This window comes from Micromonospora sp. RL09-050-HVF-A (assembly GCF_019374995.1).
Classification (GTDB): Bacteria; Actinomycetota; Actinomycetes; order Mycobacteriales; family Micromonosporaceae; genus Micromonospora; species Micromonospora antibiotica.
Map to the genome: position 1 here is coordinate 7,141,542 of NZ_JAGKQP010000002.1, position 16,862 is coordinate 7,158,403.

The 16,862-nt window shown below is 74.3% G+C and carries 14 protein-coding genes and 1 pseudogene; 11 read left to right on the forward strand and 4 right to left on the reverse strand.

The genetic code is table 11. From position 1 onward, the window contains the following. Nucleotides 1–175 precede the first annotated feature (175 nt). From argC to argH, 7 genes and pseudogenes are all read left to right on the forward strand, one after another. Nucleotides 176–1,177 (forward strand): N-acetyl-gamma-glutamyl-phosphate reductase, encoded by a 1,002-nt coding sequence (gene argC, locus J7462_RS31315; RefSeq protein ID WP_219469777.1) that lies wholly within the window; start codon nucleotides 176–178, stop codon nucleotides 1,175–1,177. Nucleotides 1,178–1,350: 173 nt separating this feature from the next. Next, nucleotides 1,351–2,523, forward strand: coding sequence for a bifunctional glutamate N-acetyltransferase/amino-acid acetyltransferase ArgJ (argJ, locus tag J7462_RS31320; RefSeq protein WP_219469780.1), 1,173 nt, complete (start codon nucleotides 1,351–1,353; stop codon nucleotides 2,521–2,523). Then, nucleotides 2,520–3,446: an acetylglutamate kinase gene (gene argB / locus J7462_RS31325; RefSeq protein ID WP_219469784.1), complete on the forward strand. Its 927-nt coding sequence runs from the start codon at nucleotides 2,520–2,522 to the stop codon at nucleotides 3,444–3,446. The genes argJ and argB overlap by 4 nt, the downstream gene beginning before the upstream one ends. Then, nucleotides 3,443–4,717 (forward strand): acetylornithine transaminase, encoded by a 1,275-nt coding sequence (locus J7462_RS31330; RefSeq protein ID WP_219469786.1) that lies wholly within the window; start codon nucleotides 3,443–3,445, stop codon nucleotides 4,715–4,717. The genes argB and J7462_RS31330 overlap by 4 nt, the downstream gene beginning before the upstream one ends. Continuing rightward, nucleotides 4,714–5,642, forward strand: a pseudogene (gene argF, locus J7462_RS31335) (ornithine carbamoyltransferase). The gene J7462_RS31330 and the pseudogene argF overlap by 4 nt, the downstream one beginning before the upstream one ends. After that, nucleotides 5,639–6,148, forward strand: coding sequence for an arginine repressor (locus tag J7462_RS31340; protein ID WP_208570193.1), 510 nt, complete (start codon nucleotides 5,639–5,641; stop codon nucleotides 6,146–6,148). The pseudogene argF and the gene J7462_RS31340 overlap by 4 nt, the downstream one beginning before the upstream one ends. 89 nt (nucleotides 6,149–6,237) lie before the next feature. Further along, complete coding sequence (gene argH / locus J7462_RS31345) at nucleotides 6,238–7,701, forward strand: argininosuccinate lyase (protein WP_219469788.1); 1,464 nt, start codon at nucleotides 6,238–6,240, stop codon at nucleotides 7,699–7,701. 562 nt (nucleotides 7,702–8,263) lie between these two features. Here argH and J7462_RS31350 read toward each other — a convergent pair. Beyond that, nucleotides 8,264–8,671, reverse strand: coding sequence for a DNA-binding protein (locus tag J7462_RS31350; protein ID WP_219469791.1), 408 nt, complete (start codon nucleotides 8,669–8,671; stop codon nucleotides 8,264–8,266). A 169-nt stretch (nucleotides 8,672–8,840) separates the two neighbouring features. Between J7462_RS31350 and J7462_RS31355 the strand changes: the two genes are divergently transcribed. The 4 genes from J7462_RS31355 (at nucleotide 8,841) to J7462_RS31370 (ending at nucleotide 11,945) form a co-directional block, all read left to right on the forward strand. Continuing rightward, nucleotides 8,841–9,446 (forward strand): DNA-3-methyladenine glycosylase, encoded by a 606-nt coding sequence (locus tag J7462_RS31355; protein ID WP_308291086.1) that lies wholly within the window; start codon nucleotides 8,841–8,843, stop codon nucleotides 9,444–9,446. Between the two features lie 126 nt (nucleotides 9,447–9,572). Then, entirely contained in the window at nucleotides 9,573–10,049 is a 477-nt protein-coding gene (locus J7462_RS31360) for a hypothetical protein (RefSeq protein WP_219469797.1), read from the forward strand. 112 nt (nucleotides 10,050–10,161) lie between these two features. Beyond that, on the forward strand, nucleotides 10,162–11,325 hold the full coding sequence (locus tag J7462_RS31365; RefSeq protein WP_255597960.1) for an LLM class flavin-dependent oxidoreductase: 1,164 nt from the start codon (nucleotides 10,162–10,164) through the stop codon (nucleotides 11,323–11,325). After that, entirely contained in the window at nucleotides 11,322–11,945 is a 624-nt protein-coding gene (locus J7462_RS31370) for an FMN reductase (protein WP_219469800.1), read from the forward strand. The genes J7462_RS31365 and J7462_RS31370 overlap by 4 nt, the downstream gene beginning before the upstream one ends. 68 nt (nucleotides 11,946–12,013) lie before the next feature. On the opposite strand, the gene J7462_RS31375 is transcribed toward J7462_RS31370, so the two are convergent. From J7462_RS31375 to J7462_RS31385, 3 genes are all read right to left on the reverse strand, one after another. Further along, entirely contained in the window at nucleotides 12,014–12,886 is an 873-nt protein-coding gene (locus tag J7462_RS31375; protein ID WP_219469804.1) for a universal stress protein, read from the reverse strand. 202 nt (nucleotides 12,887–13,088) lie between these two features. Continuing rightward, on the reverse strand, nucleotides 13,089–13,973 hold the full coding sequence (locus tag J7462_RS31380) for a universal stress protein (RefSeq protein ID WP_219469808.1): 885 nt from the start codon (nucleotides 13,971–13,973) through the stop codon (nucleotides 13,089–13,091). 49 nt (nucleotides 13,974–14,022) lie between these two features. Further along, nucleotides 14,023–16,806, reverse strand: a complete 2,784-nt coding sequence (locus tag J7462_RS31385) for a cation-transporting P-type ATPase (protein ID WP_219469812.1) — start codon at nucleotides 16,804–16,806, stop codon at nucleotides 14,023–14,025. Nucleotides 16,807–16,862 lie beyond the last annotated feature (56 nt).

Sequence of the window (16,862 nt, forward strand, 5' to 3'; positions counted from 1 at the left end):
AGCCGGGACCCGGCCACCTCTGGGTCGGTCGACGTAGCCAGGGCAGCGGGTTCGCCCAGGGTGGTCGGGGCGTGACCGGTGGTCAGGCTTATCATTTACATGCGGACAGGTGTATTAACTTGCATCCGGCGCAGGCGCGGACTAGCCTTCTCTGCATAGTCATGCGGAGGTAGGAATGGGTATCCGAGTTGCGGTCGCCGGGGCGAGTGGTTACGCCGGGGGCGAGCTGCTGCGCCTGATCGCCGGTCATCCCGAGTTCGACCTGGTCACCGCCACCGCCCACCGCCAGGCCGGAGCGCCGGTCACCGCCGTACACCCGCAGCTCGTGGGGTTGGACCTGGTGTTCGCGGCGACCGATGCGGCCACGCTGGCCGACGCGGACCTGGTCTTCCTGGCCCTGCCGCACGGCGAGTCAGCGGCGCTCGCCGCCGAACTGCCCGAGTCGGTGCGGGTGGTCGACCTCGGTGCCGACCACCGGCTGCGCGACGCCGACGCCTGGTCCCGCTACTACGGCGGCCCGCACGCCGGGGCGTGGACGTACGGCCTGCCGGAGCTGCCCGGCCAGCGGGCCGCGATCGCCGGGGCGACCCGGGTCGCCAACACCGGCTGCTACGCCGTGGCCATCACCCTGGCCCTCGCGCCGCTGGTCGCCGCCGGTGCGGTCTCGCCGGCCGACGTGGTCGTGGTCGCCGCCTCCGGCACCTCCGGGGCCGGGCGGGCCGCCAAGACACACCTGCTCGGCAGCGAGGTGATGGGGGACCTGTCGCCCTACAAGGTGGGTGCCCACCAGCACGTCCCGGAGATCAAACAGGCCACCGGCGCGACCGGGCTGTCGCTGACCCCGGTGCTGGCCCCGATGCCGCGCGGCATCCTCGCCACCGTCACCGCCGTGCCCACCGGCGACGCCGACCCGCGCGCGGTGCTGGCCGAGGCGTACGCCGACGCGCCGTTCGTGCACCTGCTGCCCGAGGGGGCGTGGCCGCACACCGCCGCCACCGCCGGGGCGAACTCCTGCCACCTCCAGGCCACCGTCGACGTCGACTCCGGTCGGGTGATCGTGGTCAGCGCCATCGACAACCTCGGCAAGGGCGCCGCCGGTCAGGCGGTGCAGAACGCCAACCTGATGCTCGGCCTGCCCGAAACCACCGGCCTGCCCCTCTTTGGAGTTGCACCGTGAGCGCGAGGAGCGCAGCGCAGCGGAGCCCCGCAGTCGCGAACGAAAGGCCTGCACCGTGAGCGCGAGGAGCGCAGCGCAGCGGAGCCCCGCAGTCGCGAACGAAAGGCCTGCACCGTGAGCGCGAGGAGCGCAGCGCAGCGGAGCCCCGCAGTCGCGAACGAAAGGCCTGCACCGTGAGTGTCACCGCCCCTCGGGGGTTTCGTGCGGCCGGAGTCGCGGCCGGGTTGAAGAGCGGCGGGGCCACCGACGTGGCCCTGGTCGTCAACGACGGCCCGGACGCCGGCGTCGCCGGCGTCTTCACCACCAACCGGGTCAGGGCCGCGCCGGTGCGGTGGACCCAGCAGGTCGTCCGGGGCGGTGTGGTCCGCGCCGTGGTGCTCAACTCCGGCGGGGCGAACGCCTGCACCGGTCCGGCGGGCTTCCAGGACACCCACGCCACGGCCGAGCACACCGCCGCCGCGCTCACCGCGTCCAGCCCTCGGCTGCGGCTCGGTGCCGGTGACGTGGCGGTCTGCTCGACCGGCCTGATCGGTGAGCGGCTGCCGATGGACCGGCTGCTGCCCGGGGTGCGTGCCGCGATCCGGGCGCTGGCCCGCGACGGCGGCCCGGCCGCCGCCGAGGCGATCATGACGACGGACACCCGGCCGAAGACCACCGTCGTGCGGGGGGCCGGCTGGACGGTGGGCGGGATGGCCAAGGGCGCCGGGATGCTCGCCCCCGGCATGGCCACCATGCTGTGCGTGCTGACCACCGACGCGGTGGCCGGGCCGGAGCTGCTGGACGCCGCGTTGCGGGCCGCCACCCGGGTCACCTTCGACCGGGTCGACTCCGACGGGTGCATGTCCACCAACGACACGGTGCTGCTGCTGTCCAGCGGGGCGTCCGGGGTGGAGCCCGACGAGGCCGAGCTGACCGCCGCCGTCACCGCCGCCTGCCACGACCTGGCCCAGCAGTTGGTCGCCGACGCCGAGGGGGCGACCAAGCAGGTCGCCATCGAGGTGGTCGGTGCCGCCGACGAGGACGACGCGGTCGAGGTGGGCCGGTCGGTGGCCCGCAACAACCTGGTCAAGACCGCGCTGTTCGGCAACGACCCGAACTGGGGTCGGATTCTCGCGGCGGTCGGCACCACCGCCGCCGCGTTCGACCCGGACGCGGTGGACGTGGCGGTCAACGGGATCTGGGTGTGCCGTGGCGGTGCCGCCGCCGAGGACCGGTCCAAGGTCGACCTGACCGGGCGGGACGTCACCATCCGCATCGACCTGCACGCGGGTGCGGCGGCGGCGACGATCTGGACCAACGACCTGTCGCACGCGTACGTGCACGAGAACTCGGCGTACTCGACATGAGCCTGTCCGCGGATCTCACCCGGGCCCAGGTGAAGGCCGAGACGCTGATCGAGGCGCTGCCCTGGCTGGCCCGGTTCTCCGGGGCCACCGTGGTGGTCAAGTACGGCGGCAACGCGATGGTCGACCCGGCCCTGCAACGGGCCTTCGCCGCCGACATGGTCTTCCTGCGCTATGCCGGGCTCAAGCCGGTCGTGGTGCACGGCGGCGGGCCGCAGATCTCGGCGATGCTGGGGCGGCTCGGCATCGCCAGCGAGTTCAAGGGTGGCCTGCGGGTCACCACCCCCGAGGCGATGGACGTCGTCCGGATGGTGCTGGTCGGCCAGGTCGGCCGGGAACTGGTCGGCCTGATCAACGCGCACGGTCCGTTCGCCGTCGGCCTGTCCGGGGAGGACGCCGGCCTGTTCACCGCCGTGCGGCGGCCCGCCTGGGTCGACGGTGAGGCGGTCGACGTCGGTCAGGTCGGTGACGTGGAGTCGGTGGACGGGTCGGCGGTGACCGACCTGATCGCGGCCGGTCGGATCCCGGTCATCTCCACCGTCGCCCCGGACGCCGACGGCGTGCTGCACAACCTCAACGCCGACACCGCCGCCGCCGCGTTGGCGATCGCCCTGCACGCCCGCAAGCTGGTCGTCCTCACCGACGTCGCCGGTTTGTACGCCGACTGGCCGGACACCACCAGCCTGGTCAGCGAGATCGACGCCGAGGCGTTGGCGGCGCTGTTGCCGTCCCTGGAATCGGGGATGGTGCCCAAAATGGAGGCCTGCCTGCGGGCGGTGCGCGGGGGAGTGCCCGCCGCGCACGTCGTCGACGGTCGGGTCGCGCACTCCACCCTGCTGGAGGTCTTCACCTCGGAGGGGTTCGGCACGATGGTCGTCGACACCCCGTCCGGGTCCACCCATGAGGAAGGCACGGTCGGCGCATGAGCACGCTGGTGCAACGCTGGGGCGAGTCCATGATGGACAACTACGGCACCCCGCCGCTGGCGCTGGTCTCCGGCTCCGGCGCGGTCGTCGTCGACGAGGCCGGCCGGGAGTACGTCGACCTGCTCGGCGGTATCGCGGTCAACGCGCTCGGGCACGCCCACCCCGCCGTGGTGGCCGCCGTCTCCAAACAGATCGCCACCCTCGGCCACGTCTCCAACCTGTTCGTCGCGGAACCCCCGGTGGCCCTCGCGGAGTTGCTGCTGGCGTTGGCCGGCCGGCCCGGTCGGGTGTTCTTCGCCAACTCCGGCGCCGAGGTCAACGAGGCCGCGTTCAAGCTGTCCCGGCTCACCGGCCGGTCGCACGTCGTGGCCACCGTCGGCGGTTTCCACGGCCGCACCATGGGGGCGCTGGCGTTGACCGGCCAACCGGCGAAGGCCGACCCGTTCCGCCCGCTGCCCGGCGACGTCGACCACGTCCCGTACGGCGACGTGGCGGCGCTGGCGGCGGCCGTCACCGACGCCACCGCGATGGTGATCCTGGAGCCGGTCCAGGGCGAGAACGGGGTGGTCGTCCCGCCGCCCGGCTACCTGGCCGAGGCGCGGCGGATCACCGCCCGGCACGGGGCCCTGCTGGTGCTCGACGAGGTGCAGACCGGCATCGGGCGCACCGGTCACTGGTTCGCCCACCAGGCCGACGGGGTGGAGCCGGACGTCATCACCCTGGCCAAGGGGCTGGGCGGCGGGTTGCCCATCGGCGCGTGCCTGGCCTTCGGTCGGGCCGCCGAGCTGCTCCGGGCCGGTTCGCACGGCACCACCTTCGGCGGCAACCCGGTCAGCTGCGCCGCCGCCCTCGCGGTGGTCTCCACCATCGCCGGCGAGGGCCTGCTCGACCACGTCAAGCGCACCGGTGAACGGCTGCGTCGGGGCGTCGAGGCGCTGGGCCACCCGCTCGTCGCCGAGGTACGCGGAGCCGGTCTGCTGCTCGGCATCGTGCTCGCCGCACCGGTCGCCGGCCCGGTGGCCGGCGCGCTGCGCACGGCGGGGTTCCTGGTCAACCCGGTCCAGCCGGGGGTGATCCGGCTCGCCCCGCCGCTGATCCTCACCGGCGAGCAGGTCGACGCGTTCCTGGCCGCCCTCCCCGCCGCCCTCGACACGGCCGTCGACCTTCCGGCCGCTGACAGCACGCCGGCCACCCACGGCACGCCGGCTGCGCAGACCCGCACCGCGCCGCCGTCCATCCCCACCCCGACCCCGACGGAGACCCGCACATGATCCGGCACCTGCTGGCCGACGACGACCTCACCCCGGCCGAACAGTCGGCCGTGCTCGACCTGGCCGCCCGGATGAAGGCCGACCGGTTCGGGTTCACCCCGCTGGCCGGGCCGCGTTCGGTGGCGGTGCTGTTCGACAAGCAGAGCCTGCGGACCCGGATCTCCTTCGACGCCGGCATCGCCGAACTCGGCGGTCACCCGCTCGTGGTGGACACCCAGGTCACCCACTTCGGTCGGGGCGAGACACTCGCCGACGCCGGCCGGGTGCTGTCCCGCTACGTCGCCGCGATCGTGCTGCGTACCCACGGCGACGACCGGATCGCCGAGGTCGCCTCGCACGCTGGCGTGCCGGTGATCAACGCGCTCACCGACGGCTACCACCCGTGCCAGCTCCTCGCCGACCTGCTCACCGTCCGCGAGCACTGCGGCGGCACCGCCGGGCGGACCCTGGCGTACGTGGGGGACGCGGCGAACAACCTGTCGCACTCGTACCTGCTGGCCGGGGCTACCGCCGGGATGCACGTACGGGTCGCCGGCCGGCCGGGTTCCAACCCGATCCGGGGGTGCTGGACCGGGCCGGGAAGATCGCCAAGGGCACCGACGGGTCGGTACGGGCACTTATCGACCCGGTCGAGGCGGTCCGGGACGCCGACGTGGTCGCCACCGACACCTGGACCTCGATGGGCCAGGAGGACGACGGGCTGGACCGGATCACCCCGTTCCTGCCCTACCAGGTCAACGCCGCGCTGCTCGGTCACGCCGGGCCGGACGTGAAGGTGCTGCACTGCCTGCCCGCCCACCGGGACGAGGAGATCACCAGCGAGGTGCTCGACGGCCCGCACAGCGTGGTCTTCGACCAGGCGGAGAATCGGCTGCACGCCCAGAAGGCGCTGCTGACCTTTCTCCTGGAGGCATCCTCATCATGACCGCCCCGACCCGCGCCGCCCGGCACGCCCGCATCGTCGAGTTGATCCGGGCCAGGGCGATCCGTTCCCAGACCGAGCTGGCCGACCTGCTCGCCGCCGACGGGGTGCAGGTCACCCAGGCCACCCTCTCCCGGGATCTGGAGGAGTTGGGCGCGGTGAAGGCCCGGGGCGGGGACGGGCGGGCCGGCTACCTGATCCCCGAGGACGGCCACCGGCCGCTGCGCGACGCCGAGGCGGCCCCCGCCCGGCTGATCCGGCTGCTGCGCGAGCTGCTCAACGGGGTCGACTCCAGCGGCAACATCGCCGTGCTGCGTACCCCGCCGGGTGCGGCGCACTACCTGGCCAGCGCCGTGGACCGGGCGGGTCTGACCGAGGTCGTCGGCACCATCGCCGGTGACGACACCATCCTGGTGGTGGCCCGCGAGGCCGACGGTGGGGCCGCGCTCGGCGACAAGCTCGCCGGGTGGGCCCGCCGCGACGAGGCCGGGGAAGGAAACACCCCGTGACCGGGTCGGTCACGGGTTTGCGTACGACGGACGAGCCGGCGCCGGGAGTGAACCCCGCAGTCGGTGAGCGAAAGGTGAGCACTGCCAGAATGAGCGGCGTGGACGACAAGAGCCTGACCGAGAACAGCGCCGCGACGAACCGGACGAGCCTGTGGGGTGGCCGGTTCGCCGGTGGCCCCGCCGAGGCCCTGGCGCGGCTGTCGGTGAGCGTCCAGTTCGACTGGCGTCTCGCCCCGTACGACATCGCGGGTTCCCGCGCGCACGCCCGGGTGCTGGCGGGCGCGGGGTTGCTCGACCCCGACGAGCTGGGGCGGATCCTGGCGGCGTTGGACGACCTGGAGGCGGCCTGCGCGTCCGGGCAGTTCCGTCCGACGATCGACGACGAGGACGTGCACACCGCGCTGGAGCGGGGCCTGCTGGAGCGGCTCGGCAGCCTCGGCGGCAAGCTGCGCGCCGGCCGGTCCCGCAACGACCAGGTCGCCACCGACCTTCGGCTCTATCTGCGCGACCACGCCCGGGGGGTGGCCGCCCGGCTGGTGGAGCTGGCCGAGGCTCTGGTGGAGCAGGCGGAACGGCACGTCGACACGGCCGCGCCGGGGATGACCCACCTCCAGCACGCCCAGCCGGTCACCTTCGGGCACTGGCTGCTGGCCCACGTCCAGCCGCTGCTGCGGGACCTGGAGCGGCTGCGCGACTGGGACCACCGTACGGCGATCAGCCCGCTCGGCGCGGGCGCGCTGGCCGGCTCGGGCCTGCCCCTGGACCCGGTGGCCGTCTCCAAGGAGTTGGGTTTCCGGACATCCTTCGCCAACTCCATGGACGCGGTCGCCGACCGGGATTTCGTCGCCGAGTTCCTCTTCGTCACCGCGCTCGTCGGGGTGCACCTGTCCCGCCTCGGCGAGGAGGTGGTGCTCTGGACGTCGCACGAGTTCGGTTGGGTCGAGCTGGACGACGCGTTCGCCACCGGGTCGTCGATCATGCCGCAGAAGAAGAACGCTGACATCGCCGAGCTGGCCCGGGGCAAGTCCGGTCGGCTGGTCGGCGGTCTGATGAGCGTGCTCACGATGCTCAAGGGCCTGCCGTTGGCCTACGACCGGGACATGCAGGAGGACAAGGAGCCCGCGTTCGACGCGGTCGACACCCTGGAGCTGCTGCTCCCGGCGCTGGCCGGGATGATCTCCACGATGACCGTCCGGGTGGACCGCCTGGTCGCCGCCGCGCCGGTGGGCTTCTCGCTCGCCACCGAGGTCGCCGACTGGCTGGTCCGGCGCAACGTGCCGTTCCGCGACGCGCACGAGATCACCGGCAAACTGGTGGCGCTCTGCGCGGCCCGCGACTGTGCCCTCGACGAGGTCTCCGACGCCGACCTGGCGGCGGTCAGCGAGCACCTCGACCCGTCGGTGCGTGACGTGCTGTCGGTCCGTTCGGCGCTGGCCGCCCGGATCACCCCCGGCTCGACCGGCCCCGGCCCGGTCGCCGACCAGCTCGCCGCCGCGTCCGACCAGCTCACCGGCTGGCGGGAGTGGGCCGCCGAGCGGGTCGTACCCCGCTGATCTGACGCGTGCCGGTCGTCCGCGCCCCGCAACTCGGAAGGCGGACGACCGGACCTGGGCCGGCTGGCCGCCGCCCAGGTCCAGCGCGTTCCACCCGGGCCGGTCGACGTACCGCCCGGGCCATAGTTGCGGCCGGTCGTCGCGGGCGGGCTGCCCGCGACGCTGGCTCGCCGTCGTCGCTGGGCTCGCCGTCGTCGCTGGGCTCGCCGTCGTCGTGGCGGCTGTGGCCGTCGTGCCGTGCCGTCTTCGTCGCGCTGTCGGTTGCGGTGCGTGAGCGGGCAACTCCCGCTACGGAGAGCGACTTTTCTCCGGCGAACACCATGACACCTTCTCGCCCTTTGCTCTGCTGCCCATTCCGCGCCACGCCGCTGACCAGGTGAATTGTTGGAGCTGGCTGACGGTTCGGCGCGGGAGGCTGTGACGCTAAGTGTCTGTCGCGTCGAGGTCAGCAGAGCAAAGGGGCGACAGCAGGGTAGTGGGTGGTTGCGCCTTCACTACTCTCAGTATCGATCGGCGAGCCTGGGGGTGGTGGGGCCGCAGACGATCAGGCGGTTCCAGCGGGTCAGGCGGTGCGGGCGGCCAGGCGTTCGTGGCGTTGCTTGGCCGCCTGTGCGCTGCCCAGTCCGAGCCCGAACGCGATCGCCTGCCAGGTCAGTCCGCGGGCCCGGGCCATCGTCAGCAGGCCCACCTCCAGCGCGTCGAGTTCGGCGCGCAGGTGTGGCAACAGGGTCAGCGCGGCGGTGAGGTCCGCGTCGTCGACGGGCTCCTCGTCGGCCTCCCGGGTCGCCCCGCCGGCGGCAAGCGCGGTGACCACCGAGACGGCCTCCCATGGGTCGGCCAGGTACGGGTTGGTGTGCCGGCGTCGTCGTGCGTCGGTGTCGGCGTGCCGGGTGCTGATCCGGTGCAGCGCGGCGTAGGTCCGCTCGGCTCGGGCGCGGGCCGCGTCAGGTGCGCTGAAGGTGTCGGTCATGGCACCCATTCCATGTTGACAACGATCCGTTGTCAACACAATGTTTAAGCAATCCGTCGGGCTGCCCACCGTGACGACCGGCCGGCTGACGACGTCTGCCTGCCCCGGATGCCGACGGGAATACGGTCCTCGGTTTGCCGATCTTCCGCAGGTGCCGTTACCTGGAGCGGTGAACTACCCGTGGCTGCACGCCCCCGCCGCCGAGGTGGCCGAGACGGCGCGCACGCTGCTCGGCTGGGAACTCGCCGCCGGTGGCGTCCGGATCAGGCTGACCGAGGTCGAGGCGTACGCCGGCACCGGCGAGGACCCGGCGTCGCACGCCCACCGGGGACCCACCCCCCGGACCAGGGTGATGTTCGGGCCGGCCGGGCACGCCTACACGTACTTCGTGTTCGGCATGCACTGGTGTCTCAACATCGTCTGCGGTCGCGACGGTGAGGCGGCGGCCGTACTACTGCGGGCCGGGGAGGTGGTCGACGGGCTACCCGCGGCCCGCACCCGCCGGGGGGACGTCGCCGACCGGGACCTGGCCCGGGGGCCGGCCCGGCTGGCCGTCGCGCTCGACGTCACCGCGTCTGCCAACGGCACCTGCGTGCTCGACGGGAGCGGTCCCCTGCTGCTGAGCCCGCCGACCTGCCCGGTCGCCCGCGCCGAGGTCACCGCCGGTCCCCGGGTCGGGGTGGCCGCCGCCCACGACGTGCCGTGGCGTTTCTGGATCACCGGCGACCCGACGGTCAGCGCCTACCGCCGGCACGTGCCCCGCCGGCGCGGCTGACCCGGACCACCATGCCGACCGCCGACGGTGGGCCGACCGCCGACGGTGGGCCGGGGACCGACGGGGCGTCCGTCTCCGGCGAAGTTCGCTAGCATTCGCGCGCAATCGTGACCGGAGGTGGTTCGGATGGACGCAAACGACGCCGGAGTGCTGGTCGGCAGGCTGGCCTGCGTGGCCGTCCCGCTGGTGCTGATGATGGTGCTGGCGGTCGTCGTCGTGGTGGCGGTGCAGCTCGGCCGCCGCCGCCCGCCGCCACCAGGGCCGCCGCCGTCGTGGCCCCCGACCGGCTCGACCGGGTACGCCCCACCCGCCGGCCCGCCCCACCCCGCGCCACATCCCGCCCACCCGCATGCCGGCCAGCCCTCGACCACCGGCCAGCCCTCGACTGCCGGCCAGCCCTCGACTGCCGGCCAGTCCTGGACCGCCGGCCAGTCCACGACCGCCGGCCCGCCCGACGGTTCGCCGTCGGACGTCCGACCGGCCGATCGGGCGCCGTCGGCCGCCAGTGCCCCCGGCGACCCGTCGTCGGACGCGTCGGACCAGGGCGATCCGGGTACCCCGAGGCAGGGGGAGGAGCCGGCGGGACCGTCGTCGGCGGGGTGACCGGTGCCACCCCGGGAGTGGCCGACGCCGGAATAGTTGACGCGTCAAATAGGTTGTGCGCGACGTCCGGGTACCACGAACGGCCCGGTATCTCAGACGCGAGGAGCTGGTCATGCAGTTCGGAGTCTTCACCGTCGGCGACGTCACGGTCGACCCGACCACCGGACGGGAGCCGACCGAGCACGAGCGGATCAAGGCGATGGTGACCATCGCCCTCAAGGCCGAAGAGGTCGGTCTCGACGTCTTCGCCACCGGCGAGCACCACAACCGCCCGTTCGTCCCTTCCTCGCCCACCACCATGCTGGGGCACATCGCCGCCCGCACCGAGCGGCTGCTGCTGTCCACCGCGACCACGCTGATCACCACCAACGACCCGGTGAAGATCGCCGAGGACTACGCCATGCTCCAGCACCTGGCCGACGGCCGGGTGGACCTGATGATGGGGCGCGGCAACACCGGGCCGGTCTACCCGTGGTTCGGGCAGGACATCCGCAACGGCATCCGGCTCGCCGTCGAGAACTACGAGCTGCTGCACCGGCTGTGGCGCGAGGACGTCGTCGACTGGCAGGGCAAGTTCCGCACCCCGTTGCAGTCGTTCACCTCGACCCCGCGCCCGCTCGACGACGTCCCGCCGTTCGTCTGGCACGGCTCGATCCGCAGCCCCGAGATCGCCGAGCAGGCCGCCTACTACGGTGACGGTTTCTTCGCCAACCACATCTTCTGGCCCAAGGAGCACACCCAGCGGATGGTCGGCCTCTACCGGCAGCGCTTCGCCCACTACGGCCACGGCTCGCCCGAGCAGGCCATCGTCGGGCTCGGCGGCCAGGTGTTCATGCGACGTAACTCGCAGGACGCCGTGCGCGAGTTCCGGCCGTACTTCGACAACGCGCCGGTCTACGGGCACGGGCCGTCGCTGGAGGAGTTCACCCGCCAGACCCCGCTGACCGTGGGCAGCCCGCAGCAGGTCATCGACCGCACCCTCGGCTTCCGGGAGTACGTCGGCGACTACCAGCGGCAGCTGTTCCTGCTCGACCACGCGGGGCTGCCCCTGAAGACGGTGCTGGAGCAGCTCGATCTGCTCGGCGAGGAGGTCGTACCCGTGCTGCGCAAGGAGTTCGACGCGCTGCGCCCGGCGCACGTGCCGGTCGCGCCCACCCACGCCTCGTTGGTCGCCGCCCGCGACGCCGCACTGGCCGGGACGGGTGACGCCGGTGACCCGGCCGGTGCGGGTGACGCCGGTGACCTGGCTGCCGCCGGGGCGGAGGGGGTCCGATGACCCGCCGCACCCTGGCCGTGGTGTCGGCGGGGCTGAGCCAGCCGTCGTCGACCCGGCTGCTCGCCGACCAGCTCGCCGCCGCCGCCCGCGACGAGCTGGTCCGGCGCGGCGACGAGGTGGAGCTGCGGGTGGTGGAGCTGCGCGACCACGCCCACGACGTGGTGAACAACCTGCTCACCGGCTTCCCGTCGACGGAGCTGCGGGCCGCCCTCGACGCGGTCACCGGAGCCGACGGCATCGTGGCCGTCACGCCGATCTTCAACGCCTCGTACAACGGGCTGTTCAAGTCCTTCTTCGACGTGGTGGACGCCCAGGCGCTGGTCGACCGACCGGTGCTGATCGGCGCGACCGGCGGCACCGCCCGGCACTCGCTGGCCCTGGAGCACGCCGTCCGGCCGATGTTCGGCTACCTGCGCGCGGTGGTGCTGCCGACGTCGGTCTTCGCCGCCCCGGAGGACTGGTCCGGCGGCACCGCCGAGGGGGCGTTGCGGACCCGCATCGACCGTGCCGGCCGGGAGCTGGCCGACCAGGTCGACCGGCGGCCACCGGCGACCGGCCCGGCCGACCCGTTCGCCCTCACCACCGACTTCGCCCAGCTCCTGGGCAGCCGGGAGGGCTGACCCGCAGCAGCGGCTGTCGGGCTGGCCCGCGCCGGCTCGGCGGTCCTGCGGCGGCCGGCCGGGCGAGCTCACCGGTACGGGTGGGCCACCAGCACCGGGCAGTGGGCATGCTGTACCACCGCCTGGCTGACCGAGCCCAGCAGCATACCGGTGAAACCGCCCCGGCCCCGGGTGCCGACGGCCAGCACCGACGCCGTGCCGCTGGCCTCGATCAGACCCTGCGCCACCCCGACCGCCCGGACCGGATGCTCCCGCAGCACCACGTCCGGGTGGTCGGCGCGGACCGCAGCGGACGCTTCGGCGAGCAACCGGACCGCGTGCGCCTGGTACGCCGCCTCGGACTCGGCGACCTCGTCGGGCACCTCCTGGTCCTGCGGGGCGGGGCCGACGTGCACCAGCACCAGCGGCACCCCCCGCCGGACCGCCTCGGCGGCGGCCTGGTCGGCGGCGACCCCGGCGGCCGGCGACCCGTCCACGCCCACCAGCACCGGCCCGTCCACGCCGATCGGCAACGTCTCCGGCCGGACGACCAGCACCGGGCAGTGCGCGTGCGCGGCGACCTGAGCGCCGACCGAGCCGAGCAGCAGCCCGGCGAAACCACCCAGCCCCCGGCTGCCCACCACCACCAGGTCGGCGCGGCGGGACTCCTCGACCAGTGTCGCGCCCGCCCCACCGGCGACCTGACGCACCTGCACCGTCAGCCCCGACCACCGGTCGGCCAGCTCGGCGGCGGTCCGCTCCAACATCTGCTGCGCCTCGTCCGACGGCGCCGGCACCCCCAGGTCGTACGGGTTGAGCGGCACGCCGTAGCCGAGCGGGTGCAGGTAACCGTGCACCAGGTGCAGCGGCGCGGAACGCAGCACCGCCGCGTGCGCGGCCTGCTCCGCGGCGGCCAGGCTGGTCGGCGAGCCGTCCACGCCCACCACTACCGGTCGGTTCATCAGCTCTCCCAGGGTCGGTTGCGCCCATTGTCGACGTGCCGGCCCGTCAAACGCCGGCAGCTGACCAGGCCGGGCGTGCCGCCGCCACCTGCTCCGGCCGGGTGGGCGGTCCCCATCTGCTCCGGCCGGGGTGCCGCCCATCCGTCGCGGACCGGCGATGCCGGCCACCTGCTCCGGCCGGGCGTGCCGCCGCCTGCGGCGGTCAGACGGCGTGGTTGCGGACGATCACCAGTGGGCTGTGCGCGTGGTGCAGCACCGCGTGGCTGACCGAGCCGAGCAGCATCCCGCCCAGCGCGCTGCGGCCGTGCGCGCCGACGACGGTGAGCTGGGCCGCCGCCGACTCCTCGACCAGCACCCGGGCCGCCGCGCCGGGCACCAGCCGTCGGGTCACCGGGACGTCCGGATAGCGGTCCGACCAGCCGGCCAGCGCCTCGGCGAGCATCCGCTCCTCCTCGGCGGCGAGCGCCTCCACGTCATAGACCAGCGGCAGCACGTCGCCCGGGCCGAGCGGCGCGGGGGTCAGCCAGGCGTGTACGGCCAGCAACCCGGTGTCGCGCTGGGCCGCTGCGGCGAAGGCGAACCCGAGCGCCTCGGTGGACAGCGCGGAGCCGTCCACCCCGACCAGCACCGGGCCGTCCGCCCTGGCCTCACCGCGTACCACCAGCACCGGGCAGTCGGCGCGGGCGGAGACCTGCACCGCCGTCGAGCCGATCAGCAGCCCGGCGAAACCGCCAAGCCCCCGGGTGCCGAGCACCAGCAGCGCCGCGTCCTGGGCCTCGCGTAGCAGCACCGGGGTCGGTGCGCCGTCGGACAACCAGCCGGTGACGACCAGGTCGGGGGCGACCTTGCGAGCTTCGGTGACGGCGTCGGCGATGATCCGTTCGGCCTCGTGCCGCAGCCCCGCCTGGGGCGGTCCAGCGGGCCCGGGGCCCAACGGGATGCCGAACAGCGGCCAGATGAACGCGTGCACCACCCGCAGCGGGCGGTGCCGGTCGGCGGCCTCCCGGGCGGCGACCCGGACCGCGTCCAGCGCCGAGCGGGAACCGTCCACACCGACCACGACGGGGGCGCCGGATCTGTTCGTCATCATGTCCTCCTTCATCCGTCTCCAGCCTGGTCGTGCGCGGCCCGCCCGGTCAGGGGCGTCCGGCCCGACCGGTGGGCCCTTGGTCCCGCACCGGACGTTCCCGGCCCGTACCGTCGACCGCCGGATCGGTGACCGCGTCCCGGCTGGGGTCGGTGACCGCGTCCCGGCCGGGGTCGGTGACGGCGGCCGTCGGGACGTCGGTCACCGCGTCGGCGACGGCCCCGGCCGGCAGCCGAAGGTCGGGCGGGATCGGGGTGCCGGTGGCGGTGGCGGGGCGGCGGTGGGCCAGCCGCAGCACCAGGCCGGGCAGGACGCTGACCGCCAGGCAGGCCAGCAGGACGGTGGGGCCGAGGGGTTCGGTGCCGAGCAGCGTCCGCAGCGGTGGCAGCAGCACGCCACCGACCTGGAGCAGCGCCGACCCGGCCACGGCGACGAGCAGCCCCGGGTTGGCCTGACCCGCCCCGGCTGTTCGGGGCGCCCGGACGGCGAGTGCCACCCCGAGCTGGGCCAGGCCCAGCACCACGAAGACCACCGACTGCCAGGGCAGCCCGGCGTGGGCGGCGGTCACCCCGGCGGCCAGCACCACCGTCGAGATCAGCGCCCCGGTCACCAGCACGTCGCGGCCCAGCCCTGCGCCGAGCACCGACTCGCGGGGCGAGCGGGGGGCCCGCCGCAGGGTGCCCGGTTCGGCGGGTTCCGCGCCGAGCGCCACCCCCGGCAGGCCGTGGGTGAGCAGGTTGATCCAGAGGATCTGTGCCGGCAGCAGCGGTACGGGCAGGCCGAACAGCGGGCCCAGCAGCATCACCACGATCTCGGCCACCCCGCCGGAGAGGGCGTAGCGCAGGAACCGGCGGATGTTGTCGTAGATCCGCCGGCCCTCGCCGATCGCCACGGCGACGGTGGCCAGGTCGTCGTCGACCAGCACCAGGTCGGCGGCCTGCCGGGCGACCTCGGTGCCGCCGCCCATCGCCACCCCGATGTCGGCGCGGCGCAGCGCCGGGGCGTCGTTCACCCCGTCCCCGGTCATCGCGACCACGTGCCCCCGGGCCTGGAGCCCGGCGATGATGTCCAGCTTCTGCTCCGGCTGGGTCCGGGCGAACACCCGGGCGTGCGGTTCCGCCTGGGTGGCGTCGTCGGTGTCGCCCCGGACCACCGGGTCACCGGCCCGCCACAGGCCGAGCTGTCCACCGATCGCGGCGGCGGTGGCCGGGTGGTCGCCGGTGACCAGCAGCAGTCGTACCCCGGCGGTGTCGAGACCGGCGGCGATCCCGGCCGCGCCGGCCCGCAGCGGGTCGCCGACGCCGACCAGCCCCACCGGGCGCAGGCCGACCGGTGCGGCCAGGTCGGGCACCGTGTCGACAGGTGCGGACGCCACCGCGAGCACCCGCAGCCCCTCGGCGGCCAACTGGCGGGCGGCGGCGGTCAGCGCCTCGATCTCCTCGGCGGTGGCGTCGAGCAGGGTGCTGGTCAGCACGTTCTCCGGTGCGCCCTTGCAGACCACCAACTGCCGCCCGTCGCAGCCCCGGTGCACGGTGACCATCCGGCGGGTGGCCTGCTCGAAGGGGCGTTCGGCGATCCGGGGCCAGGCGCGGCGGGTGGCCTCGGGCTCCAGTCCGCACCGGCCGGCGAAGGCGGTCAGGGCGGCCTCCAGCGGATCGCCGACCGGGGTCCAGTCGGGCTGGTCGTCCTGTGGTGGCGACACGGTGGCGTCGTTGCAGAGCAGCCCGGCGCGTGCCAGCCGGCGCAGTTCCTGCGGCGCGGTCACCGTCGTGCCGTCGCGACTGACCTGCCCGTGCGGGGCGTACCCGACGCCGTCGACGGTGTACCGGACGCCGTCGGGGGTGACCGCCGTCCGCACCACCATCCGTCCTTCGGTGAGGGTGCCGGTCTTGTCGGAGGCGATGACCGTCACCGAGCCGAGGGTCTCCACCGCGTGCAGCCGGCGGGGGATGGCGCGGGCCCCGGCCATCCGGCGCGCGCCCAGCGCCAGCGCCAGGGTCACCACCGCAGGCAACGACTCCGGGACGGCCGCCACCACCAGGCTCACCGCCGTCACGGCCATCTCCACCACCGGCCGGCCACCGGCCACCCCGATGGCGAAGACCAGGCCGGACAGGGCCACCACGGCCAGGGCGAGGATCCGGCCGAGACCGGCCAGCCGGCGCTGCAACGGCGTCGGGGCCGGTCGGGTGCCGGCGACCAGGGCGCTGATCCGGCCCAGCGCCGACGCGGCCCCGGTGCGCAGCACCATGCCGGTGGCCCGGCCGGTGGTCACCACCGTCCCGGCCCGCACCTCCTCGTCGTCGTCGCGGGCCACCGGCACCGACTCGCCGGTCAGCGCCGACTCGTCCACCTGGAACCGGCTCGCCTCGACCAGCCGCAGGTCCGCCGGGACGACGTCACCGGCCTCCACCCGGACCAGGTCGTCGCGGACCAGGTCGGCGGCCGGCAACACCACGTCGCGGCCGTCGCGTACCACCCGGGCGGTGGGGGCGGAGAGCTGGTCCAGCGCGGCGATGGCCCGGTCGGCGCGGACCTCCTGCACCACCCCGATGATCGTGTTCACCGCCACCACCAGCACGATCACCGCCGTGTCCGGCCAGTCGCCGAGCAGGGTGGTGACCGTCGCGGCGGCGAGCAGCAGGGCGACGAGCGGGTCGGTGAGCTGGCGCAGCACCCGGCCGGGGAGCCGCCGCCGGGTCGGCGCGGCGACGCTGTTCGGGCCGTCGGTACGCAGTCGCGCCGCCGCCTCGGCGGTGGTCAGGCCGCCGGTGGCCCGTCCCGGGTCGAGGTCGTCGTCCACCAGCACCGCTCCCGCACCGGATGTCGTCACCGGTGACCTCCCCGCCTCGTGCGGCGTGTCCCGGGCACGCCGTCCCGTTCCACCCT